Annotated in this window: 17 protein-coding genes and 1 pseudogene; 5 read left to right on the top strand and 13 right to left on the bottom strand. The window is 49.8% G+C overall.

What is annotated here, in order from left to right; all coding sequences use genetic code 11:
- The 9 genes from Q4A89_RS08625 to Q4A89_RS08585 all read right to left on the bottom strand — a co-directional run.
- On the bottom strand, window positions 1–740 hold a 740-nt coding region (locus Q4A89_RS08625), incomplete at its 3' end, for a M48 family metallopeptidase (RefSeq protein WP_303184928.1).
- A 34-nt stretch (window positions 741–774) separates the two neighbouring features.
- A complete protein-coding gene (gene gnd, locus Q4A89_RS08620; RefSeq protein ID WP_303184927.1) occupies window positions 775–2,226 on the bottom strand; it encodes a decarboxylating NADP(+)-dependent phosphogluconate dehydrogenase in 1,452 nt (483 codons plus the stop codon).
- Window positions 2,227–2,353: 127 nt separating this feature from the next.
- Window positions 2,354–3,685 (bottom strand): MATE family efflux transporter, encoded by a 1,332-nt coding sequence (locus Q4A89_RS08615; protein WP_303184925.1) that lies wholly within the window; start codon window positions 3,683–3,685, stop codon window positions 2,354–2,356.
- Between the two features lie 7 nt (window positions 3,686–3,692).
- A complete protein-coding gene (locus Q4A89_RS08610; RefSeq protein ID WP_303184923.1) occupies window positions 3,693–4,112 on the bottom strand; it encodes a PIN domain-containing protein in 420 nt (139 codons plus the stop codon).
- Window positions 4,109–4,375 carry a DUF6364 family protein gene (locus tag Q4A89_RS08605; RefSeq protein ID WP_303184921.1) on the bottom strand — a complete coding sequence of 89 codons (267 nt, stop codon included), beginning with the start codon at window positions 4,373–4,375 and terminating at the stop codon, window positions 4,109–4,111. The genes Q4A89_RS08610 and Q4A89_RS08605 overlap by 4 nt, the downstream gene beginning before the upstream one ends.
- Window positions 4,376–4,460: 85 nt before the next feature.
- Window positions 4,461–5,633 carry a 4-phosphoerythronate dehydrogenase gene (locus Q4A89_RS08600; RefSeq protein ID WP_303184920.1) on the bottom strand — a complete coding sequence of 391 codons (1,173 nt, stop codon included), beginning with the start codon at window positions 5,631–5,633 and terminating at the stop codon, window positions 4,461–4,463.
- Between the two features lie 251 nt (window positions 5,634–5,884).
- A complete protein-coding gene (locus tag Q4A89_RS08595) occupies window positions 5,885–6,334 on the bottom strand; it encodes a YhcH/YjgK/YiaL family protein (RefSeq protein ID WP_303184930.1) in 450 nt (149 codons plus the stop codon).
- A gap of 362 nt (window positions 6,335–6,696) precedes the next feature.
- Window positions 6,697–8,016, bottom strand: a complete 1,320-nt coding sequence (locus tag Q4A89_RS08590) for a TldD/PmbA family protein (protein WP_303184919.1) — start codon at window positions 8,014–8,016, stop codon at window positions 6,697–6,699.
- A gap of 1 nt (window position 8,017) precedes the next feature.
- The gene (locus tag Q4A89_RS08585; RefSeq protein ID WP_303184917.1) at window positions 8,018–9,556 is read right to left on the bottom strand and encodes a TldD/PmbA family protein; all 1,539 of its coding nucleotides are present in this window, start codon (window positions 9,554–9,556) and stop codon (window positions 8,018–8,020) included.
- 194 nt (window positions 9,557–9,750) lie between these two features.
- Here Q4A89_RS08585 and Q4A89_RS08580 point away from each other — a divergent pair, with 194 nt between their 5' ends.
- On the top strand, window positions 9,751–10,308 hold the full coding sequence (locus Q4A89_RS08580; RefSeq protein ID WP_303184916.1) for a DUF3332 domain-containing protein: 558 nt from the start codon (window positions 9,751–9,753) through the stop codon (window positions 10,306–10,308).
- Window positions 10,309–10,335: 27 nt separating this feature from the next.
- Entirely contained in the window at window positions 10,336–13,725 is a 3,390-nt protein-coding gene (locus tag Q4A89_RS08575; protein WP_303184915.1) for a glycoside hydrolase family 2 TIM barrel-domain containing protein, read from the top strand.
- 105 nt (window positions 13,726–13,830) lie between these two features.
- On the opposite strand, the gene miaB is transcribed toward Q4A89_RS08575, so the two are convergent.
- The 4 genes from miaB to Q4A89_RS08555 form a co-directional block, all read right to left on the bottom strand.
- The gene (gene miaB / locus Q4A89_RS08570; RefSeq protein WP_303184913.1) at window positions 13,831–15,186 is read right to left on the bottom strand and encodes a tRNA (N6-isopentenyl adenosine(37)-C2)-methylthiotransferase MiaB; all 1,356 of its coding nucleotides are present in this window, start codon (window positions 15,184–15,186) and stop codon (window positions 13,831–13,833) included.
- A gap of 98 nt (window positions 15,187–15,284) precedes the next feature.
- On the bottom strand, window positions 15,285–16,739 hold the full coding sequence (locus tag Q4A89_RS08565; protein ID WP_303184911.1) for a metallophosphoesterase: 1,455 nt from the start codon (window positions 16,737–16,739) through the stop codon (window positions 15,285–15,287).
- Window positions 16,740–16,751: 12 nt separating this feature from the next.
- Window positions 16,752–17,588, bottom strand: coding sequence for an endonuclease/exonuclease/phosphatase family protein (locus tag Q4A89_RS08560; RefSeq protein ID WP_303184909.1), 837 nt, complete (start codon window positions 17,586–17,588; stop codon window positions 16,752–16,754).
- 30 nt (window positions 17,589–17,618) lie between these two features.
- Entirely contained in the window at window positions 17,619–18,371 is a 753-nt protein-coding gene (locus Q4A89_RS08555; RefSeq protein ID WP_303184908.1) for an acyl-[acyl-carrier-protein] thioesterase, read from the bottom strand.
- 533 nt (window positions 18,372–18,904) lie between these two features.
- Here Q4A89_RS08555 and Q4A89_RS08550 point away from each other — a divergent pair.
- The 3 genes and pseudogenes from Q4A89_RS08550 to Q4A89_RS11715 form a co-directional block, all read left to right on the top strand.
- Window positions 18,905–19,847 (top strand): annotated as a pseudogene (locus Q4A89_RS08550) (IS1595 family transposase).
- Window positions 19,848–20,013: 166 nt separating this feature from the next.
- The gene (locus tag Q4A89_RS08545; protein WP_303184907.1) at window positions 20,014–21,648 is read left to right on the top strand and encodes a glycosyl hydrolase family 28 protein; all 1,635 of its coding nucleotides are present in this window, start codon (window positions 20,014–20,016) and stop codon (window positions 21,646–21,648) included.
- A gap of 1,057 nt (window positions 21,649–22,705) precedes the next feature.
- Window positions 22,706–22,925, top strand: a 220-nt coding sequence (locus Q4A89_RS11715) for a DDE-type integrase/transposase/recombinase (protein ID WP_368389502.1), incomplete at its 3' end; no start/stop codon positions are given.

Raw genomic sequence — 22,925 nt, 5'->3', positions numbered from 1 at the left:
ATACGTGTCGCGTCGCTGGGGTGTGTACTCAGCACTTCGGGCGTACCTCCGCCACCGGCTGCCGACATTTTTTGCCAGAACGTAACAGCTACCTCCGGATTATATCCGGCCATCGTCATAAATACCAAGCCCATATAATCCGCCTCCGACTCGTGTTTGCGCGAATAAGGGAGGATGACGCCCAACTGCGCACCCAGTCCGAAAACGGTTGCTCCCAACTGTCGCATGGCCATCGATTTTTCGCTCAACGCGGCGTTGACGATCGATGCACCGTATTGGGCAAGCAGGCCTTGGCTCATACGCTCGTTGCTGTGCTTGGCCACGGCGTGCGCCACCTCGTGACCGACGACGACCGCCAGCTCGTCGTCCGAAGCAGCCAATCGGAGCAACCCTTCGTAAACGACGATTTTCCCACCGGGCATACAGAAGGCATTCACCTGATTGTCTTTAATCAGGTTGAATTCCCACCTGAAATTAACGAGTTCATTTTCCAGACCGTTTTGCCGCAAATACGCCTCGGTTGCGTCGGCAATCTTTTTCCCGACACGCACGACGGTAGCCGTCTTCGCCTTATCGGTCGATTTCGTCGCCTTCTGCATATATTGGTCATACTGGGTCAGACTTGCTGTCAGCAACTCCAAGTCGGAGACTAAGAGCATCTGCCTTCTGCCCGTCAACGGCACGGTGCCGCATGAAGTCGCCAGCAGCGCGACCATACAAAAAATAAGAATCTTTTTCATGTCATTTTTATCTGTATGTAAAGAATAAACAATTTTACGCTGTATACGTCGAGGCGGATGTATCTCCTCCTTTACCCGTCCAGTTCGTATGGAAAAATTCGCCGCGCGGCCGGTCGGTGCGTTCGTACGTATGTGCGCCGAAGTAGTCGCGTTGCGCTTGCAGCAGGTTGGCCGGCAGACGCTCGGTGCGATAGCCGTCGAAATAATTGAGCGCGGCGCTCATCGACGGTACGGGGATGCCGTTCATCGTAGCGGCGGCTACGACGCGTCGCCAGCTTGCCTGCGCCGCCAAGACCTTTTCTTTGAAGAACGGGTCGAGCAGCAGGTTGGTGAGGTCGGGATGCTTATCGAACGCCTCTTTGATTTTTCCGAGGAAAGCCGAGCGGATGATGCATCCACCGCGCCACATGAGCGCGATGCCGCCGTTGTTCAGTTCCCATCCGTATGTTTTGGCGGCTTCACGCATCAAAGCATAGCCTTGAGCATACGATACGATTTTGGAGGCATACAAAGCTTGCCGAAGGTCTTCGATAAACGCTTTTTTATCTCCGGCGAAAGAAGGTGCAGGGCAACACAATTCGCACGAAGCTGCGACCCGCTCGTCTTTCTGTGCCGACAGGCAACGGGCGAACACGGCTTCGGCTATCAAGGTCAGAGGTACTCCTTCGTCAAGCGCTACGACAGCCGTCCATTTGCCGGTGCCTTTCTGACCGGCGGTGTCGAGTATCCGGTCGATAACGAACTCGCCCGCTTCGTCGCGATAGGCAAGGATGTCGCGGGTAATCTCGATCAGGTAGCTGTCCAGTTCGCCTTCGTTCCACTCCTTAAATACTTCGTACATTTCGAGGTTCGACATACCGAGCAATTCTTTCATCATTTGATATGTTTCGCAAATAAGCTGCATGTCGCCATATTCGATGCCATTGTGTACCATCTTGACGAAGTGTCCGGCACCGTCTTCGCCAACCCAGTCGCAGCAAGGCATCCCATCGGCGCGCGCGCAGACGGATTGGAAGATCGGTTTAACAAGTTCCCAGGCCGCTTTCGAACCTCCGGGCATCATCGACGGACCGTTCAACGCGCCCTCTTCACCTCCCGACACACCGGTGCCGATATACAGCAGGCCTTTACTTTCAACGTATTTTGTGCGGCGGATGGTATCGGGAAAATGCGTGTTCCCTCCGTCGATAATCACATCGCCCGGTTCGAGGAAGGGGATCAGTTGCTCGATAAAATCATCGACCGCCTGCCCCGCTTTGACGAGGAGCATCACCTTGCGCGGACGTTTGAGCGATCGGCAAAGTTCTTCGATCGAATGTGCCGCGATAAAATTCTTACCCTTGCCGCGCCCTTCGACGAACTTGTCGACCTTCGCCACCGTACGGTTGAAAACGGCCACCGTAAAGCCTTTACTCTCCATATTAAGTACGAGATTCTCGCCCATCACGGCGAGACCTATCAGTCCGATATCTGCTAATCGATTCATGTTAGTTTAATTATTTATTATTCTTATTACAAGCACAACGGTCCGATTGTTTTCGTGCAAGACCGTTGATCGCCCTGTATCTCTTCTACCGAGATACCCGCAAAATTAGTGAAAAACGGCCGGAATATCAAAGACGATCGTGGATTATTTTTTCGGCGTTCAGCCGGTCGGATCCGAAATAGAGTAACAGTCCGCGCGCGGAGAGGAAAATCAGAAAAGCGATCCAGAGTGCCGTATTACCGAGCCACGGCGACAAGGCATAAAAACTGGCCAGATAGAGGACGGTGGAGAGGAAGACGGTATTGCGTAAAATCTTCGTCCGTGTGGCTCCGATCATAATGCCGTCGATCATAAACGGTACGGCCCCGATGAGCGGTACGGCAATGACCCACCCGATGTAGTCTCCGGCACAGGCGATGATCTCGTCCGAAGGCGAGAAAATGGCGAGTATCTCTTTCCAGCTGACGAGGTAGAGTCCGACAAACAAAACGGCAATCAGCAACGACCAGCCCATCAGCCGGCGGATAAACCGGTGCAAGGTTTCGCTATTGCGCTCACCTACGAAACGGCCGGAAAGCGCTTCGGCCGAGTAAGCGAACCCGTCGGCCAGATAGGAGAAGAGCGTGAAGAGTTGCATCAGCAAGGCATTCGTGGTGAGTATCACGTCGCCGAAGCGTGCCGAAGCGGCCGTGAAAAAGGTGTAGGCAATCACGATGCAAAACGTACGCAGAAAAATATCTTTGTTGATATGCAGGAAATGAACGACGGGAGCGAGCCTGAGCGAGTCGCGGAGGTTGAAATAAGCGCCGTACGAACGATACTTCATGAACCAGAACACGACCGCCATAATCAGCCCTGTATATTGCGCCACGACCGTCCCCCAGGCTACCCCCGAAATACCCATCCCCAATCCGAAGACGAAGCCGACACTAAACACGATGTTGACGACATTCGAAAGAATCGCGATATACATCGGCGTGCGAGCATCCTGCATCCCGATGTACCAGCCTTGAATGGCGAAAAGAAGAATCGACGCGGGCACAGCCCAGATACGCGCGAAAATATATTCGGCAGCCAGCGCCTGCACCTTGTCGCTGCCCTGCATGAGCGCGAGCGAATACCGTCCGATCGGTTGCTGAAAAACAAGCAGTCCTACCGCAATAACGATAGCCAGCCAGACAGCCCGCACGAGCATATTGGCGCATTCGGCGTGGCGTCCCGCGCCGTAGGCCTGCGCCGTGATGCCGCTCGTACCCATGCGCAGAAAGGCGCAGTTCCAGTAGATAAAATTGAAAATGGTCGTCCCGATCGACAAGGCCGCGATGTTCGCGTCGTCGCCCAATCGGCCGGCGATGGCGGTGTCGGCCATACCGAGCAACGGAACGGAGATATTCGAAATCACGTTCGGGATGGCCAGACGAAGGATATGACGGTCGGTGTCGGTATATTTCAGAGCCATCGTACGTTTATGATAATGACTCTATAAATGCATCCGCCGTCATTACGGGAATCGATGATTGTTTGAAATCTTTTCCGTTACGCGATATAATGATCGAAGCATGGACGGCCATAGCCGAGTAATATTGCAGAGCGTCTTCAAAATCCGGAAAATCGGAGTACAGCGCAGCCGTTACTTCCCGCTCGCCGACGGGAGATATGTTAACGATTTGTTTTAATTTATTCAAAGCGACAATCGAAGCTTCCGCGCCTACGTCTTTTCTAAAAATGTAGTGCGTATTACAAAAAGAAAGAGATGATACATACGTTTCGACAACACCTTGATACGCCAGTTCAAAGATTTGAGAAGCTCCTTGGCAAAAAGGTTGACGAGCTTTCATGAAGTCGAGGATAACATTGGTATCTAAAAACAGTCGCGTTTTGCTCATTGATGTTTCTTTTCTACATGTGCATGAATTTTTCCCCGCTCGTTAATATCGTCAACGTCACTTTCCGCATCGGGAATACTTCCCATCAGGTCACGCACAAAGGGCGAAAGCGGTATTTCCTCCGATTTTTGTTTTCGTGATTGAATCATCGCGCGGAAATGGTTTTCGATCATTTCCGATACGGTTTTACCCTGCTCCTGTGCGATAAGCTGCGTCTGTTCCCATACCGACTTATCAATATTTAAATGTAGTGTAACTCCCATACGATGTGCTGCTTTTGCGTTTTCATCTGCAAAAATACGACAGATTATCTGTCTCTCCAAATTTATGCCGGACACGGTCTACGTCTCATCGCACAGTAAAACCCAACCCTTCCAGCCCGTTTCGTGTTTCTTCGGCAACATGGGTAAGGCGCAGGCTGAAGTTTTTACATTCGCGCCGTATCCAATAATCTCCGCGCAGCTTTTCGAACATGTCCGGCGATTGCTTCAGTCGTTCGCTGTCTTGCGCGATGGGGTAAGTATGCGTCACGGCTTCGTAAAAAATCGCTTCCGCTGTTTTACCGGCGCCGTCGATAGCGAGCGTTGTCGTCATGGGCGGAGGCGGAATATCGGCCGGATACCAGTCGCGCAAGACGTCGAGGCCGAAGAAGCGACAAAATTCGTGTACGCAGGCGGCCGTTCCGTTCGCTTTCCCGTCCGACGAATATCCGGCAATGTGAGGAGTACCAAGGTACGCATCGCGCAGCAGTTCGAGGTCGATGGCCGGTTCGTTTTCCCACGTGTCGAGGATAAAGGCGGACAGTTTTTGCGGCGAGGCTTTTTTCAGCGCGACGCTGTCGGCCACTGCTCCGCGCGACGAATTGATAATTACCGCGCCGTCCTTCATTTGTGCGAAGAAATCGTCCGAAGCCAAATGATACGTCGGGTACGCCCCTTCGCGGGTCAGCGGCGTATGACACGTGACGATGTCGCTCTCTTTCAACAACTGTTCCAACGGAGTGAAAGCCGCATCGCCTTCGCGTTCGGCGCGCGGCGGGTCGTTCAGGAGGACACGCATGCCGAGCGCCTCGGCCGCTGTCGCGACTTTGCGACCGACGTTCCCCACGCCGATCACTCCGATCGTCGTGTCGGCCAGTCGCAGCCCTCGTTCATGCGCCAGCATGACGCATGCCGCCACGATGTATTGCTGTACGGACGAGGCGTTGCATCCCGGCGCATTGACCCAGCGGATGCCTGCCGCATCACAATAGGCCGTGTCGATATGATCATACCCGATGGTTGCCGTGGCAATCAGTCGGACACGGCTGCCTTTCAGCAGCGCTTCATTGCACAGAGTGCGCGTGCGGGTAAACACGGCGTCGGCATCTTTTACATCGGCCGCCGTGATGGCCGCGCCGGGCAGATAAACAATGTCGGCATAAGGTTCCATTATCCCTTTGAGGAAAGGGATTTTATCGTCGGCAATAATTTTCAGTCGTTCCATTCGAGCGGCAAAGGTAGTATAAAAATCGGTTGGCATAAAAAACGCGCGTTTTTGCCGTCACATAAAACGTTTTGGTTCTTGCGACGCCGTTGCAAGCATCATATAAAACTTTTTGATGCCTTTGTGGGCCGTTTCTGCCATCACACAAAACTTTTTGGTTCTTGCGACGCCGTTGCAAGCATCACACCAAACTGTATGATGCCTTTGTGGGCCGTTGCAAGCATCGTACAAAACGGCATGAATGTATTTCGTCGAGGGAGATGAGTGACGACGGATGGATTGCTCCTTTATTCGACCGCCACTTTGGCCACGACTTTGCGGATATTCCCTTGTCCGATGCCCGGCGCGTGTCCGTCTTCGGGAAAATAGACAGCGAACTGTCCGGGATACAGTTTCGTGTACGTTGTCGGGAAATCGTAATAGAGTGTGCTGTCTTTTTCGGCGTCGTAGGGCTGGGAGATGATCATCAGCTCGTCGCCGGCTTTCCATCCGATGCTTTCCACGCCGACGATGGGAGTCAGGATGTCGATGTATTTCTCGTGCGTTTCCATGACGGCATCTTGCGGGTCTTTTCCGCGAAGCGTGGAGACGGAGAAGAACAGGCGCGGATCGTCCGTTTCGATTTTCCCGTCTTCTATGTGTGAGAAGTCTGTCTCTTTAAGATAATCGAAGGCCTTTTTGAACAAAGGATGTAACGACTCGACATGTTTCGAGTTCCGCAAAGAATCTACTATCATCATATATCTGTTTTTAGATGGCCGGACGAGAGCAGACGGCTACCATCGTCCGGCATTGTTTTCCGCTATTAATAACTGCCGGACGGCCGTTTTTGTTATACGAAGAAATGCAAAATACCCACAAATGATTTTAAAACGAAACTCGAAAAGATGTTGTGGTTTTACAATGTGTCTGAAAAAATAAGGCGGTGTGTCATAACGGGCAAACTGCTTCGTTGCTTGCGGAATGAGAGCTCGGTCACATACCTTAGTATGCTCCCTCACCCTCATCCTTAGCGCCTTGCTTTTTACCCATTCTTACACACCTGAAGAGGGTGTGCCCAAATATTGCATTTTGACACACCCTCTTGTTTTCATTAAGATCAGATTCCGCTGAAGTCTACCCCGTCGAAGAGGAGCGAAGGAATACGCCAGCTTGACGAGAGGCGCGGGTCGTTGCCTGTCTCGGCCAGACTTGACCAGAGCGTGAGCATGTTGCCCGTGATGTTCATCTCGTTGACCGGCTGCGTGAGTTGTCCTTTCTCGATCAGGAAGCCTTCGATGCCGTAGGAGAAATCGCCCGTTGTCGTGTTGCAGTTGCCGCCGTTGAAACCGGTGACGAGGATTCCCTTCTCTACCGAGGCCGCCAGCCCGTTCGCATCTTTCGTACCGAGGGGCATGGTCAGAATCGAAGGGGAGCTGACGGTCTGCGGTGTGCCCAGCTTATTGGCATAGTACGTGTCGATGTAGTACGTTTGCAGCACGCCCTGATCGAATATTTTCCGTTGTCGCGTGGCAACACCTTCGTTGTCGAAGTAACGCGCTCCGGACGAGCGTTGCAAATGCGGCTCGTCGGCGAGCGTCATCTTTTCGCCAAGCACCTTTTGGTTAAGTTTATCTAACAAAAACGAATTCTTCTGCTGAATAGACGACCCGTAGAGCGCGTTAAGCACAGGCGCGAGCAAGCGTGCCGAGCTGAAAAAGTCGACGACCATGGGCATGCGTGCCGAAGCGACTTTACGCTGTCCGAGCTTGCGCACCCCGCGTTCCAGCGCTTTCGTGCCGATGCCTTCCTTCATCAGCGTATCGTAATAAAGCGAGGCGTCGTACCAGAACGATTCGGGTCGCGCATCGCCTTCCCCTTTGATGCTCGCTCTTCCGCTGAGCGAGAAAAAGGAATTTGACGCCTCGCCTTCGAAGCCGTTGCTGGCTACCATGTAACGGAAGTTATCCCCGTCGTTGTAAGACGAGGCGGCCGAGATGACGCGTTCGTCCTTACCCATAATCTCGTCACAAACCTTCATCGCCAGCGCGACCTTATCGTCGGGACGGACGGATTCGAACGTCGCGTCGTAAAGTTGCAGATCTGCTCCGCCTCCTTTATAATACAATGCCGGATCGGGCAGGGTACGCGCTTTGTCTTCGGCCAGATAGCGGGTAGAGTCGATGCCGTTGCGGATGAACGACTCCAGCTCCTTGCGGTCTAACCGGTTCGTCGAGAACGATCCGTAACGACCGTCGACGAAAAGATGGATCGACATGCCGTTTTCCGAAGCCTGCTGTAACTGGTCGATCTTCATATCGCGGATATCGAACGAGGTGTTCGAATTGTTATAGAGCGAAACGCGGGCGGCCTGACAGCCGTTTTTCAGGGCGTATTCCATCGCCCATCGCGCCAATTCTTTCTGTGTGTTCGTAATCATATCAACTTTCTCCTCCTACCGTTAATTTACTCACTAAGGCCGAGGGCATCCCGACCGTCACGGGGCACGACTGACCATCCTTGCCGCACGTCCACGTGCCATCGTCCGTTTTGAAGTTGGAACCGACCATCGTAATATCGGCCAATGCTTTCGGGCCGTTACCGATGATGTTGATGTCTTTGATCGGCTGCGTCAGCTTTCCGTCTTCGATCAGGTAACCGCTCTTGACGAAGAACGTGAAATCGCCGGCGCCGATCTGCACTTGTCCGTTCGTAAAATTCGACACGTACACGCCTTTCTTCACGGCCGCAATAATTTCTTCTTCGCTGTATTTGCCCGCCTCCATATACGTGGAACGCATGCGGGGAAGCGGAACGTTTCGGAACGATTCGCGCCGTCCGTTACCCGTCGGAGCAACCTGATAATGCTTGGCGCTGATGCGGTCGTGCAGATAGCTTGTCAGCACGCCGTTGCGCACGATGTATGTTTTTTGTCCTTCCGTCCCTTCGTCGTCGACATTAACGGCTCCACGGTTGAAAGGCAACGTGCCGTCGTCTACGATATTGATATTCTCATCACACACCTTCTTGTTCAGTTTGTCCGAGAAAATCGATGTCTGTTTACGGTTAAAGTCGGCCTCGAACGTATGTCCGATCGCTTCATGCAACAAAATCCCCGAACCTCCGGCACCCATCACGACCGGCATCTCACCGCCCTTGGGTTTGATCGATTGAAAGAGAATCGAAGTACGCTCAATCGCCTCTTTAGCGAGCGTTTCGATGACGTCGTCCGTCAGAAACTCGGCTCCCATGCGGAACGATCTCGAGGCGTAATTGTTCTCGATTTTGTCTCCCTCCTGCATGATACATTGTGCCGAGAGACTGACCATCGGGCGATAGTCGTAATACAACCGGCCTTCCGAGTTGCAGAACAAAACGTGCGACGTCGTATCGTTCAAGCCGGCGGAGACTTTCGTCACACGCGCATCGAGCGCAAAGATCCGGTCGTTGAGTCGCTGGATATAGGGCATCTTCTCCTTGACGATCATCTCGTCCCACGATTTTTCTACCGCATAATAATTATGCTTGAGCGCCATGTTCGTCAGACCTGCCGGCGCTTTCGGGGTAGCACTCTCGGCGATGCGGGCAGCCGTGCGGGCAGCTTTCAGCATCTCGTCGAGCGTGATATTTTCTACATAGGCATAACCAGTCTGGTCGCCCGACAGTACGCGCACGCCCATCCCAAAGTCGATGTTCGAGGCCACCCGGTTGACGGCCCCGTCCTGAAGCCCGATACTGTTTGAATACGAATACTCGAAAAACAGGTCGGCATAATCACCGCCTTTTTCCAGCGCGGCGGCAAGCACTTGCCCGAGCTGTTGCTCCGTGACCCCGAACAGGTTCATCGCAAACGACAGCGTTCCCGAACCCTTCGCCTCCGAAGCATTCAGATCGCAGCCGGATAACAGAGAAGGTGCAGCGATCGAACTTAACATCGCCCATCCTCCCGCTTTGATAAATTCACGTCGATTAATTGGCATAAATAGATCTTTTTTTGGTTCATGTGTGCAAAGGTAAAAAAGAAAAAGAAAAAACACGGAAGCAGCCAAAAGAAAACATCGTTTGAGAAAGCGATACTTCCTACCGTTCTTTTTTCATGACAAGAGGCTTTGCATCCGTTTGGCATTCTGACGGAGTTCGCTTATCTTTGCCCAAACAAAAACAGAAAAACATTATGAACAGAAAAAACGTAATCATGCCCGTCGCAGCATTGTTGGCCGGAAGCCTTTTATTTTCCTCCTGCATCGGCTCTTTCAAACTGACGAACGGATTACTGGGCTGGAATCGAAGCCTCGACAATAAATTTGTAAACGAACTCGTCTTTCTCGCATTCTGCATCGTCCCGGTGTATGGCGTCACGATTCTGGCCGATGCACTGGTATTGAACGCTATCGAATTTTGGAGCGGAGAAAACCCGATCGCATCGACGCCCCAAACGCAAACCGTAGAGTCTGAAAACGGACGATACACCATTCGTACCCAGCCCGACGGTTACCACATCCAAAAAGAAGGCGAAACCGAAGGCGTCGACCTTGTGTTCGACAAGAACAGCCGTACATGGAGCGTGGTGAGCGGCGAACAGTCTCACCGTCTTTTCCGTTTTACCGAGAAAAGCGACGAAGTGGTCATGTACCTGCCGGACGGCCGCGAGATGAACGTCGAACTGAGCCGCGCCGGGACACTCGCTTTCCGTCAGGCCGTAGAGAGCAACACTTATTTTGCAGCGAATTAATTCATCCGTTTCCATATTTCATATTCTATGAAGAAATATCTCTTTACAGGGGCATGGTGCCTTTCTCTTGCCGGATATCTGTGCGCGCAATCGTCCGGTCTGCCGTATTGGCAGGATATACAAACCGTAGCCGTGAACAAAGAAAAGCCGCGCACCGAATTTATGAGCTACGACGACGCACAGACAGCGCAGAGCACGCCTTTCGAGCAGAGCAAGTACTACCTGTCGCTTAACGGAACGTGGAAATTCCTGTTTGTCGACGGATACAAGAAACTGCCGGCCGATGCCACCTCAGCCGAGGTCAATACCGCATCATGGAGCGACATCAAGGTGCCGGGCAACTGGGAAGTGCAAGGCTTCGGCACGGCCATCTACACGAACCACGGCTACGAGTTCAAGCCACGCAATCCGCAGCCTCCCACCCTGCCCGAAGACAATCCGGTGGGCGTCTATCGTCGCGATTTCGAAATTCCCGCAGATTGGGACGGGCGCGACGTGTATCTGCATATCGGTGGAGCCAAATCGGGATTGTACGTCTACATCAACGGACGGGAGGTCGGGTACAGCGAAGACTCGAAAAACCCGGCCGAGTTTCTGATTAACCCGTATTTGAAGCAGGGAAAGAACATCGTGACCCTGAAAATATTCCGGTGGAGCACCGGGTCGTACCTCGAATGTCAGGACTTTTGGCGCATCAGCGGTATCGAGCGCGACGTCTACCTTTGGTCACAGCCGAAAATCGCCGTAAACGATTTCCGTATTGTTTCTACGCTCGACGATTCGTATGTGAACGGTATTTTCCGCTTTGCCGTCGATGTAAAAAATCATTCGTCGAAAGCCGAGAATGTGACCGTATCGTATCGGCTGACCGACAAAAACAAAAAAGAAGTTGCGACAGGCAATCATACGCAGTCGGTAGAGGCCGGCACGACGCAGACTTTTTCGTTTGATAAAATGTTGGAAAAAGTGGCACGATGGAGCGCCGAACAGCCCAATTTGTACCACCTTGTTATGACGGTCGAGACGAACGGTAAAGTCTCCGAAGCCGTGCCTTACCGTGTCGGCTTCCGCCGCTTCGAAATGAAACAGACCGAAGCGCTTGCCGCCAACGGATGGCCTTATACCGTCATGCTCTTCAATGGTCAGCCGATCAAATTTAAAGGAGTAAACATCCACGAGCATAATCCCGAGACGGGGCATTACGTTACCGAAGCGTTGATGCGTCGCGATTTTGAACTGATGAAACGTCATAACCTGAACGCCGTGCGCTTGTGCCACTACCCGCAGAGCCGCCGTTTCTACGAATTATGTGACGAATACGGACTTTATGTGTATGACGAGGCCAACATCGAGTCGCACGGGATGTACTACAACCTGCGTAAAGGAGGGACCCTCGGCAATAATCCCGAATGGCTTGTTCCGCATATGGATCGGACCATCAACATGTACGAGCGCAACAAAAACTTTCCCTCCATCACGCTCTGGTCGCTGGGCAACGAGGCCGGCAACGGATACAATTTTTATCAGACTTACCTGTACATCAAACATAAGGAGAAGGACGGAGCCGACCGCCCCGTGAACTATGAACGTGCGTTGTGGGAATGGAACACGGACATGTATGTGCCGCAGTATCCGAGCGCCGACTGGTTGGAGAAAATCGGTCGTGAAGGAAGCGACCGTCCCATCGTGCCGTCGGAATATTCGCATGCCATGGGGAACTCGAACGGGAACCTCTGGAAACAGTGGCAGGCGATTTACCAATATCCGAACCTGCAGGGCGGATTCATCTGGGACTGGGTCGATCAGGGCATTCAAGAAACCGATAAAAACGGACGCACGTACTTTACTTACGGAGGCGATTACGGTGTCAATGCGCCGAGCGACGGCAACTTCCTTTGTAACGGCATTGTGAATCCCGACCGTACTCCCCACCCGGCCATGGCCGAAGTGAAGTATGCGCACCAAAACGTAGGTTTCGAACTCGTCAACGCCCAAACGGGCGAAGTGCGTGTCACCAACCGTTTCTATTTCACCTCCATCGACAACCGGTACAGCATTGTCTGCCGCCTTATGGCCAACGGCAAGACGTTACAGGAAAAAGTGTTGCCTGTCACTCTGAAACCGCAGGAATCGACAACCATCCGTACGTTTGTGCCCAAAGGCTCGTCGGAATGTTTTGTAAATCTGTCTGTCGTAACGAAAGAGAAAGACGGCGTAATTCCTGCCGGACACGTGATCGCCCACGATCAGTTCCGCCTTTCGGAACAGACGAATCGCCCGCAATATAAAGCCGGTGGAGCTAAACCGCAGATTACGAACGAAGGTGACCGGATCATCGTTTCGTCGCCGAAATTGCAATTTGTCTTCGACAAAAAGAGCGGCATCGTCACTTCCTACAAAGTCGGCGGCAAGGAATATTTCCATGACGGCTTCGGTGTACAGCCCAACTTCTGGCGTGCCCCGACCGATAACGATTACGGCAACGGCGCTCCCGAACGCGAACATATCTGGAAGCAGAGCAGCCGGAACTTTAACGTCACGGACGCAACGGCTCGCGTCGAAGGAAATCAGGCGATCGTCAGCACAACGTTCCTGCTGCCTGCCGGAAATCTGTATATCGTAGATTATACGATTTATCCCAGCGGTGTAATAAACGTATCGGCACGTTTCACCTCGACCGAGATGAGCGCCGCCGAGGTGGAAGTGTCCGAAGCGACCCGCACGGCAACATTCACTCCCGGCAAAGAGGCTGCCCGCAAAGATGCTTCAAAACTGAACGTACCGCGCATCGGCGTACGTTTCCGCCTGCCGGCATCGATGAATACGGTGCGGTATTTCGGGCGTGGACCGGAAGAGAATTACTGGGACCGGAAAGCGGGTACGCTTGTCGGACTCTACCAATCGACGGCCGACCAGCTGTATTTCCCGTACGTCAGACCGCAAGAGAACGGACATCACTGCGATACGCGCTGGCTCTCTCTCACCGCGGGGAACGGGGGCGGGCTGCTCATCGTGGCCGACAGCCTGATTGAGTTCAATGCTTTACGCAATGCGATCGAAGATTTCGACGACGAAGAAAAGACGCATCTCCCGCGCCAATGGAGCAACTTTACTCCTGAAATGATCGCCGATCGCGATGAGGCGAAAGTGAAAAATCGCCTTCGTCGGCAGCATCATATCAACGACATCACGCCGCGCAATTTCGTAGAGGTGTGTATCGACCTCAAACAACAGGGCGTAGCCGGATATGACAGCTGGGGAGACCGTCCGTTGCCGGAACATTCTTTACCGGCTAACCGCAATTACCGATGGGGATTCACGTTCGTTCCTGTCGGCAGTGCATCGGAAGCACAGACAAAAAGCCGGATGACGTACGGAAACAAAGGCGTAGCCTCGTCCCTGAACAAGCAGAATTAACGAGACAATGCTTTTTTAAGCATGATCATTTGTCCCGGAGCCGCTAACCATACGGTCCCCGGGACTTTTTTATTCTCTGATATAAGATATCCGGACAGTAAGTCGTCAGTCGTCGACAGCCTGTCCCAAGAGCGTAGCCGAGGTAGCGTCTTCGATACGCACGTTCACATACTGGCCGATGCGGTGTGTCCCCTTATCGAATATCACGACTTTGTTGTGTTCCGTATGTCCGAACAGGCGGTCGCGCGACCGTTTGGAGAACCCTTCCACAAGCACCTCGAACGTTTTCCCGATGTCGCGGCGATTGCTCGCTTCCGAGAGTTGATTCTGCAAGTCGATCATCCCCTGCAATCGTCTGACCTTGATTTCTTCGGGCACGTCGTCGGGGAGATGTTTGGCGGCATAGGTGCCCGGCCGCTCGGAATATTTGAACATAAAGGCCGAGTCATAGCCCACTTCCCGCATCAGCGACAAGGTCTCTTCGTAGTCTTCTTCCGTTTCGGAATGATAGCCACAGAAGAGATCGGTCGAGATGGCGCACTCCGGCAGAATGCGGCGTATGGCGGCGATACGATCGAGGTACCACTCGCGTGTGTATTTACGATTCATCACGGCCAGCATACGCGAACTGCCCGACTGTGCCGGCAGATGAATAAACTTACAGATATTTTTATGCGCGGCCATGACGTGGAGCATCTCGTCGCTCATATCTTTCGGGTGCGAAGTCATAAAACGAATGCGCATCTCGGGCACCTCCGCCGCCACCCGGTCGAGGAGCTGCGGAAAACCGATGATTTCGCCGTCGGGCGTCTCGTAACGGTACGAGTTTACGTTTTGCCCGAGCAACGTCACGTCTTTGTAACCTTTCTGCCGCATGTCGCGTATCTCGTTCAGAATGCTGTCGATGTCGCGGCTTCGCTCCCGTCCGCGTGTGTAAGGCACGATGCAGTAGGAGCAGAAGTTATTGCAGCCTCGCATGATGGAGACGAAACCGGTCACGTGCACGCCCGCCATCTTGAGCGGTATCACATCGCGATACGTCTCCTGCGTCGACAGTTCGACATTGATCGCCTTCTCTCCCCGCTCGACGGCTCCGACAAGGTTCGGCAAATCCATATACGAGTCGGGACCGGCCACCAGATCGGCGCCATGCTGACTCACCAGCTCCTCTTTGACACGCTCGGCCATACAACCGAGTACCCCGATAATTAACTTTTTCTTTTGCTTGCGCAACGACTGAAAGTATTGCAATCGCCCGACGACACGTTGTTCGGCATTGTCGCGCACCGAACAAGTATTGACGAAGATCGCGTCCGCCTCATGAATATCGTTCGTCAGTTCGTATCCGTCGGTCTGCATGACCGAAGCCACGACCTCGCTATCCGCCACATTCATCTGGCATCCGTATGTTTCGATATATAACCGGCGCTCGCCCACCGTATGTTTCAAATCACTTTTCATTTGCTTTCCCAAAAATAAGGGCGCAAATTTACGTGATAATCTTCAATTTCCGTCACACACGCCCGGATTTCACGCCCATACAAATGGAATACAGGTCGTTAATCCGGGATAAACAGCATGCTTTCGGACCATGTTGTTTCCCGGATATCTTTGCTCGAAAAGCCAACTTCCAGCACCTGCCCCATATAACTTTCGAAATAGAGCACTTTCAGTTCATGCCATCCCGCCTCCAGTGCGATCTTGCCGTCCTTTCGTCGCGGACTGCCGGCGCCGTCGTTATCGACGACCTCATGTCCGTCGATGAGCAAGCGTGATCCGTCGTCGGAGAACGTATAGAAACGATAGACGCCTCGTTCGGGAACGTTGATCCATGTCCGGAACTCGTAGCCGAAGTAATCTTCGCGCGGAGCTTCACGAATCGAAAGGGTGGGCATCGTTCCTTTCGCGGCCGGTTCGCTCTGCGTCATCTGACGCGTCGATTTGAAATCACCTTCATAATAGGTATAGCTCACGCCTTGCTTCGTAGGAGCGCCTTGCAGTGCCGGCAAGTATTGCATACCCGTTTCGTCGGCTGCCGAAAGTCCCGAAGGGAAATAATAAAGCTGCTCTTTTCCCGATGGAGTACGAATCCACGTATCGAACCGGAACTTATCCTGATACAACTCGATGATGCGCGCCCCGCGTTCGAGTTTGCCGTACGCATCCGCCCCCGTAACCCGTCCGAAAGCCAAAGCGATATCGTACTCGATCCCGATAAAATCGTTGTCGTGGTCATGCCCTGCAAAAACACCCATGACGTCTCCCATCTCTACCAGCGATGCAAAAAGTCCCGAGTTGATTTTGGGAGAAGCATTGCCTTCTCCTTTCGTCCCGAGCGTCGTATGGCGTCCGTCCACGTGATCGTACTCCGGAAGCGGGATATGAAAGAAGGCCAGCGCAGGCAACGGCGCGCCTCCGTTCGCTTGCGTATAATGTCGGCTCGTCTTCCTGTACCATTCGATCTGATCGAAACGAATCCAGTCGTAATGCCCGTATTTCGTTTGCGCGGGATAGTCGTTCGAATCGAAGCAGTAGAGCAGCGCGGCAACATCGGCCGATTGCGCGTGCAGAACGGGTAACACATCGTTTCCTGTGCCGTAAATATCTGCCGGTCCCTCCTCCCCGACGAAATACGGAGCATCTTTCAGCAGAGAAAATATCTCCTCTCGTGATATTCCGGCTTCAGCATCGTGATTTCCCATCGTGACGGCAAAAGGAACCTTCGCTCCCGCAAAGATAGCGGCGATAGCCTGCCAGGCTTCACGTGCCGGCGCATCGGAAACGATATCGCCGGTAAGGATGGCCAGATGAGGCTTCTCGGTATCAAGCACATGCTTGATAGTCGCGACGGTCGTCGCACAGTTCGGAGAGCGATGGCTCCAATGCAGGTCGGTAAACTGTGCGATGCGGAAGCGTCCCGCCTTATCGAAACGGAGCGTAATCGACTCGTCTTTGGCTTGCAATGCCCCAGCATATACGCATAAAAGCACAAGGAAGAAATACCACTTTCTCATAACAAAAACAGTTTATTTCCACACAAGTTTAGCGACTACAGGGGCATGATCCGAAAGGTAGACGCCGTCTTTTTTTTCGGGTAGCGTTTCATAGGTCTGTACGGTGAAGCCTTCCGTCAGGAAAACGTAATCGATCAGCGGACGTTCTTTTTCGGCAATCTTCCCGAAGTTATGAAACGTTCCCCGCAGGCCGGTCACGTTTTGCGCAACGGTACGGCTGTCGCGCAATGTCTGAGTCACGTGGGTGAAAACTTCCGTATCGGGTGTGGCATTGAAGTCGCCCGTAAGGATCACCGGCAGACCGCGCCTCAAGGCCTCGGTGCGGTGGAGCAGCAGCGCAACGCCCTCGCGACGGGCTACTTTCCCGACATGGTCGAGATGCGTATTGATGAAAAACAGCTCGCGTCCCGTCTTTTTTTCCTTCAAAATTGCCCACGTAGCCATGCGCTCGCAAGCGCCGTCCCAACCTTTCGAGCCGGCCACCTCAGGCGTTTCGCTCAGCCAGAACCACCCGGAGTCGATGGCTTCGAACCGGTCGGCACGATACAGAATCGCGCTGTATTCTCCTTTTTCTTTTCCGTCTTCGCGTCCGGCACCGATCGCCCGGTATTCCGGCAGCCGTTCCTTCAAATCGTTCAACTGATGCGCAAGAACTTCCTGCGTGCCGAGCAGATCGACACCGTGCGCACGAATCACCTCTGCCGCCACTTCTTTGCGATGAGGCCAGGCGTTTTCGCCGTCACCCGCATGATCGTAACGGATATTGAATGTCATCACACACAACTCGGCCGGCTTCTCCGAAAAAGAGAGCAGCAACGGCAACACTAATAATCCGAATATTTTCTTCATGATACTTTGATTTTTATGTAACTGAATAAACTAACGAAATTCTACTTCAGCGCGACAAATCGCTTTCCCCTCGTGACAGATGGAGGTAGCATAACGTGCGTCTCCGAGGCTTGTTCGGTACAGAGCAAGCTCCATGCCATAGTGTCCCTCGGCCAGAAAAGCGATTTCAAACCGCGCGACCGACCGCGCACGATACGTTTCGATATCGAACAGGTCGAGCATCGCCTCCATGTATTTGATGCTGTTGAGATGTCCGTTGATATCGAGATCGCTGTATGTTACGGTATAGTTCACGGCTTCGGCATCGGGCGACCGTTCGGCGGCCGCCGGTTTTCCCGAAAGCGTGACCGGACAGGGCCGCTCCGTCAGGTAGTCGGTCAATCCTGTATCGACAAGCGATGCGGGGCGGCGTGTCGTTTTATTGATCGCCGCCCATACCGATCGCGCGTAACCGAGCGTCTCACCGGCCGATGTTGTCATTTCGAAACATCGGTACGTAAAAATTCGCTCCACACGCTCGACCCAAGTCGTGATCCGTATCGGTTCGGACAGACGAGTTCCGTCAACGATTTCGATAGCCATTCGCGAGAGTACCCACGCCGTATTCCGGGCTTCCATATCGTCGTAGCCATAGCCGCGCTCAGCCGCATGGCATGTAGCCGCATGCAACAGATAATTGGCTAACGTGGGGATGGTCAACCTGCCCCTGAAATCGAGCGAATAGACTTCTGTTCGGTACGCATACGTCCCGACTTTCCCGATGGGCTGCTCCGTCTTCTTCATATCATCACCTTGTCTGACTCTGTTTTCCGGCAAAGATAACTTTTTTAGACGTATGGGAGTCGTTCAAAGTCTGATTTATTATTACTGTCCAGCAAAATAAATTTAAAACTCTACATCCTTTTCTCTATCATTAATCATATGGATTTTCTTCTTATAACAGATTATTTCTTATTCGAAACAGCAATAGCAACTATTATAAAATATCTTGTTTATACAAGATAAAAACGAACAAGGACAGAATATTTCAAGAAATCATAGTTCTTATAGCTATTTTCTCTTAGACAGGTTGTAAGCAAAGAGTTTTACCAAACAGCAACACTAAAAAAAACATCTCAACACAACATATTTATATATTAAAAATCAACAAATTAACGCCACCTCCACCCATCACAAAACCCAGGATTATTAAAAAAATAAGCAAATATAATAATTTAATGAGTAAAAATTATTCTAAAACAATTATCTTTGCAAAAAGATATAATGAATCTCCGTATATTTACCTAAAACGATTATCTTTGCAAAAAAATAAGGCAATGACACTGATCGATTTTCTAACTCACTTTCCGGACGAGGAAAGTTGCAAGCAAAAGTTTAAGGCCTATCGCGACCAGGTTGGGGTGGTTTGTCCCAAATGTGGCGGGAGTTCTCATTACTGGAAAAAGGACAAGGAACAATACGATACGAGTGTAAACACTGTAAAACGCGCATCACACTCAAGAGTGGCACCGTTATGCACAAATCGAAACTACCATTTCGTTACTGGTTTATAGCCATGCATTTGCTCACATCAACAAAAAAGACCTTTTCGGCCAAAGAGATTCAGCGTCAGTTGGGTCATAATCGTTACCATCCCATTTGGCACATGGTTCACAAACTTCGTCAGGTTATGGGTAGAAGAGACGATGAGTATGTACTGGCAGGACGCATTGAACTGGACGAAGGTTATTTTTCCACAGAGACCCCTGAAGCGGAAAAAGATAAGCCCTTGAAACGGGGACGTGGCAGCCAAAGAAAAAGCAAAGTGCTGGTTATGGCGGAAAATGAAATGGTTGCATCGCCCGCAAGGGGTCAAAAACCCCGCAGTGTCGGCTATTTGAAAATGAAAGTAATCGATGACTTGAAGAAAGAAACGATCAATGAGGCGGTTAAGGAATTAGCCGCAGATGTGCGGGAAGTTGACACGGATCACTCTACCTCTTATGTGGAATTGAAAGACTTTGTACTTGGAGACACAACTCTCAGGTTATCCCCAAAGAGAAAGTGGGGGAAGCCTTGCCCTGAGTTCATATCGCCATCAGCAATGCTAAGAGACAGTTGATAAATACGTTCCATGACATCAAGCCCGAATTCCTGCAAAATTATCTCGATGAATTTTGTTATAAGTTTAATCGAAGATATGGGGGAGAAGCCCTCTTTGGAAGATTGCTCGTAGCTTGCGTAACCTATAGAAATGAGTTTAGGTATAAATACGGATAATCATAAAAGATATAATATTCTTGGATATTATTTAATGATAAAATTGCAAAGTGAAATTTAAGAATCATACAACTCAATAAAAAAATAGAATTGCTGACAATTAAACACATAAACATCTCACATACACCGTCATTTACTGCAAATAAATATTAAAAATCAAATTATCATGAAATCAAAGTGTTTATTATTATTATTTATTTATCTCTTTTTTACTTCTTGTCGAGACACAAAGTTTGAATTGGATGATATTCTTACAAGTAGTAATACTTTAAGAAGTTGTTTTATCGAAAACAATGGAGTACAGAAATACACATATGCAAATACAGCTCCTCCCTCCAAATATTACTCTGCGACAGTAGATGGAGTGGCTCATTATGTTTACCCAGTTCCATGTAAAGGCAAAAAAATATGGAATACTCAGAAGCTTAATCAACAATTCAACCCGGAAATTTTAAGTTTTGGAATAGAGCAACACGCTTCGGTAACTATCAAAATAACGCCCAAGGACAATACCAAATTCACTTCTAACAACTATACTGTAAGACCAAAGATAAACGGCCACCCAATGAATCCTGTCAGATATTCAACATATGTCAAAGAAGGTTCTCTTTTTATAACGCTGAAAGGTCCTCAAATATTGAGTATAGAAAAAGGGGAGATGATTTCAGCATCTAGTCTGAGAAATCCTTTGTTGATATTTGCAAACAACATTGAAAGTGCAAAAGATAAGAAAAGTTATACCTATTATTATGAGGAAGGAAAAATCCATCAAATCGGTAACAAAGAATTAGTCAGTGGGCAAAAAGTATACATTGCCCCCGGTGCTATTGTAGAAGGAACATTTATTGCACAAAATGCAAGTGGAGTATCTATAGAGGGGCGAGGTATCTTGTCTGGAGAAAACACTCGACTTTTGAACAATACACAAGTATACCCCGCTCTTATCCAATATAAAAACACAACAAACAGCACAATAAGTGGAATTACTTTGGTTAATAGTAAAAATTGGACGATGCCTCTCTTCGGATGTAAAAATATAACCATTAATGGTGTAAGGGTTGTCTCAGAAACAGGTTACGAAGACGGACTTGACATTGTTGGCTGCCAAAATATATTCGTCCGAAATAGTTTTATTTGGTCTAAAGATGACTGTATTGCAATAAAAGCAGGCGCTAACTATATAGACTTTACAAAAAACCGCTTAACCGGGCAGGGAGACGTAAGAAACATAAAGGTAGAGAACTGTATTTTATGGAATGGAGCCCAAGGAAATGCATTAGAGATAGGATGTGAATTGAATACAGCAGGAGTTGGAAACATAAAATATAGTAACATAGATATTCTTCATGCACAATGCCCTATACAAGTAGACGAAGGGGTGCTAAGCATAAACAATAATGGTAAGGCGCAAATATTCGATGTGTATTATAATGATATTAATATAGAAGATATGCAGCGCTACTTTATAAATATCAAAATAGAACGTAGTGTCTACTCCCCTGGAGGAAGGGAATATAATATTGATGATGATACGTTATACATCCCAGGAACTGTATGGAATATCAATTATAACAACATTTATCTAACGAGAGAAACGAATGATTCTGTTCACTCTGCTATGATGTGCAAAGCATATGTCCCCAATAATCCAAACTCAGGCTCAATGGGGAACATTAATTTTTCAAATATCTACATCAACGGCTTTAAAAAAATATATACTACAAACTTCAACGAAAGGTTTTGTAAGAATTCTTTTGTTCTATGTTTAGAAAATGTATATCCAAAACCAACGCATAAGTAATTTCATATATTTAAACGCATAGCAAGCCCGAACTTTTATTACAAAAAACAGTTTTTCTCAAATTACTACTGTCGTACATTTGCATTATTATTGATTTTAAACTAACATTGTCTTTCACTATTGTCCTATAAAAATCTTCTAAAGTGCAGGGAGAAAAATAAATTTCTCCCCATACACTTTTTTAGTAGGCACATTCGCTAAATAGGTAAAAATTACTTTCGGCTAACAGATAAAGCTTAGATTTTATCTGTTAGCCGTTTCTTTCTGGGCCATCTTCTGTTATTCAGATGTGAAAAAGTTTTTTTCCTATTTTTAAGATATGAGGAGTGAGATGTTATTTGCTTGTCCTGTCCTCAAAAAGGTTGACAGAAAAATATAGGACAAAATGACAAAAAGATGCAGAAAAGTAATTCGGTACAGTACTTGTTTTAAATTACAAGCATTCGAAGGCATCAAGACAAACAATTTAATAACAGGCGATTACACTCTCAATATAGTATGGACGGGAGTCAAACCATATTTATTAAACAAAGTAGTACGAGTGGAAACAAGAGATGAATTAGATGAACCAAAGCGGCTTTGTACTGAGAATAAGGCCTTGAAACAGGCTTACGCCGAGCTTGCACTGAATCACAAATGTTCGGAGAAAGTCATTGATGTTGCCAACGAGATGTTCAACTTGGATTCTTAAAAAAAAGTACGAACACAAGTTATCGGTTTACTTCGAGGGAAGAAATCGGTCATGAGCCTTTGCCGTTATTTTCGGATGAGTCGCTAGGCTTATTACAAGAGCAATAATCAAAGGTTAAGAGTGTATTGAAAACAGGCATCGTCGTGGATATGGTTCAAAAAGTACGTCATCAGATGCCGCGTTTAGGTGGCAAAAAGTTGTATCGTCTTCTTGGGAACGGCTTACGTCAGGTGGGTTCTATCGGCAAAGACAAGTTTTTTGACTTCCTGCGAGACAACGGACCTGCAGGTTGTTCCCAAGCGCAGCTACACGCGAACCACGCAGCCTTACCATCGATTTTACAAATGAACAAATCTGGTACGAGACATGCAGGCAGCCCGTTCGAATCAATTATGGATGAGAGACATGACCTATCTTAGTACGTTAAACGGTTTTGTTTATCTGTTTTTGATAACAGACTTGTATTCGCAAAAGATTGTGGGCAGATCGTTGAGCCGCAGCCTTGCCATCGAAGGGGCGATGGAAGCCTTACGAATGGCTCTGCGAAGCAGGAAAGACAAAAGTCTTCCGTTGACGCATCATTCCG

This window comes from Tannerella sp., assembly GCF_030528505.1.
Lineage (GTDB): Bacteria > Bacteroidota > Bacteroidia > Bacteroidales > Tannerellaceae > Tannerella.
This window is presented reverse-complemented; position numbering and strand designations above follow the sequence as displayed.

Coding starts and splice junctions, on each gene's coding strand:
- gnd (WP_303184927.1), bottom strand. CDS start 2,226: ATGAATCGATTAGCAGATATCGGACTGATAGGTCTCGCCGTGATGGGC.
- Q4A89_RS08615 (WP_303184925.1), bottom strand. CDS start 3,685: ATGGCTCTGAAATATACCGACACCGACCGTCATATCCTTCGTCTGGCC.
- Q4A89_RS08610 (WP_303184923.1), bottom strand. CDS start 4,112: ATGAGCAAAACGCGACTGTTTTTAGATACCAATGTTATCCTCGACTTC.
- Q4A89_RS08605 (WP_303184921.1), bottom strand. CDS start 4,375: ATGGGAGTTACACTACATTTAAATATTGATAAGTCGGTATGGGAACAG.
- Q4A89_RS08600 (WP_303184920.1), bottom strand. CDS start 5,633: ATGCCAACCGATTTTTATACTACCTTTGCCGCTCGAATGGAACGACTG.
- Q4A89_RS08595 (WP_303184930.1), bottom strand. CDS start 6,334: ATGATAGTAGATTCTTTGCGGAACTCGAAACATGTCGAGTCGTTACAT.
- Q4A89_RS08590 (WP_303184919.1), bottom strand. CDS start 8,016: ATGATTACGAACACACAGAAAGAATTGGCGCGATGGGCGATGGAATAC.
- Q4A89_RS08585 (WP_303184917.1), bottom strand. CDS start 9,556: ATGCCAATTAATCGACGTGAATTTATCAAAGCGGGAGGATGGGCGATG.
- Q4A89_RS08580 (WP_303184916.1), top strand. CDS start 9,751: ATGAACAGAAAAAACGTAATCATGCCCGTCGCAGCATTGTTGGCCGGA.
- Q4A89_RS08575 (WP_303184915.1), top strand. CDS start 10,336: ATGAAGAAATATCTCTTTACAGGGGCATGGTGCCTTTCTCTTGCCGGA.
- miaB (WP_303184913.1), bottom strand. CDS start 15,186: ATGAAAAGTGATTTGAAACATACGGTGGGCGAGCGCCGGTTATATATC.
- Q4A89_RS08565 (WP_303184911.1), bottom strand. CDS start 16,739: ATGAGAAAGTGGTATTTCTTCCTTGTGCTTTTATGCGTATATGCTGGG.
- Q4A89_RS08560 (WP_303184909.1), bottom strand. CDS start 17,588: ATGAAGAAAATATTCGGATTATTAGTGTTGCCGTTGCTGCTCTCTTTT.
- Q4A89_RS08555 (WP_303184908.1), bottom strand. CDS start 18,371: ATGAAGAAGACGGAGCAGCCCATCGGGAAAGTCGGGACGTATGCGTAC.
- Q4A89_RS08545 (WP_303184907.1), top strand. CDS start 20,014: ATGAAATCAAAGTGTTTATTATTATTATTTATTTATCTCTTTTTTACT.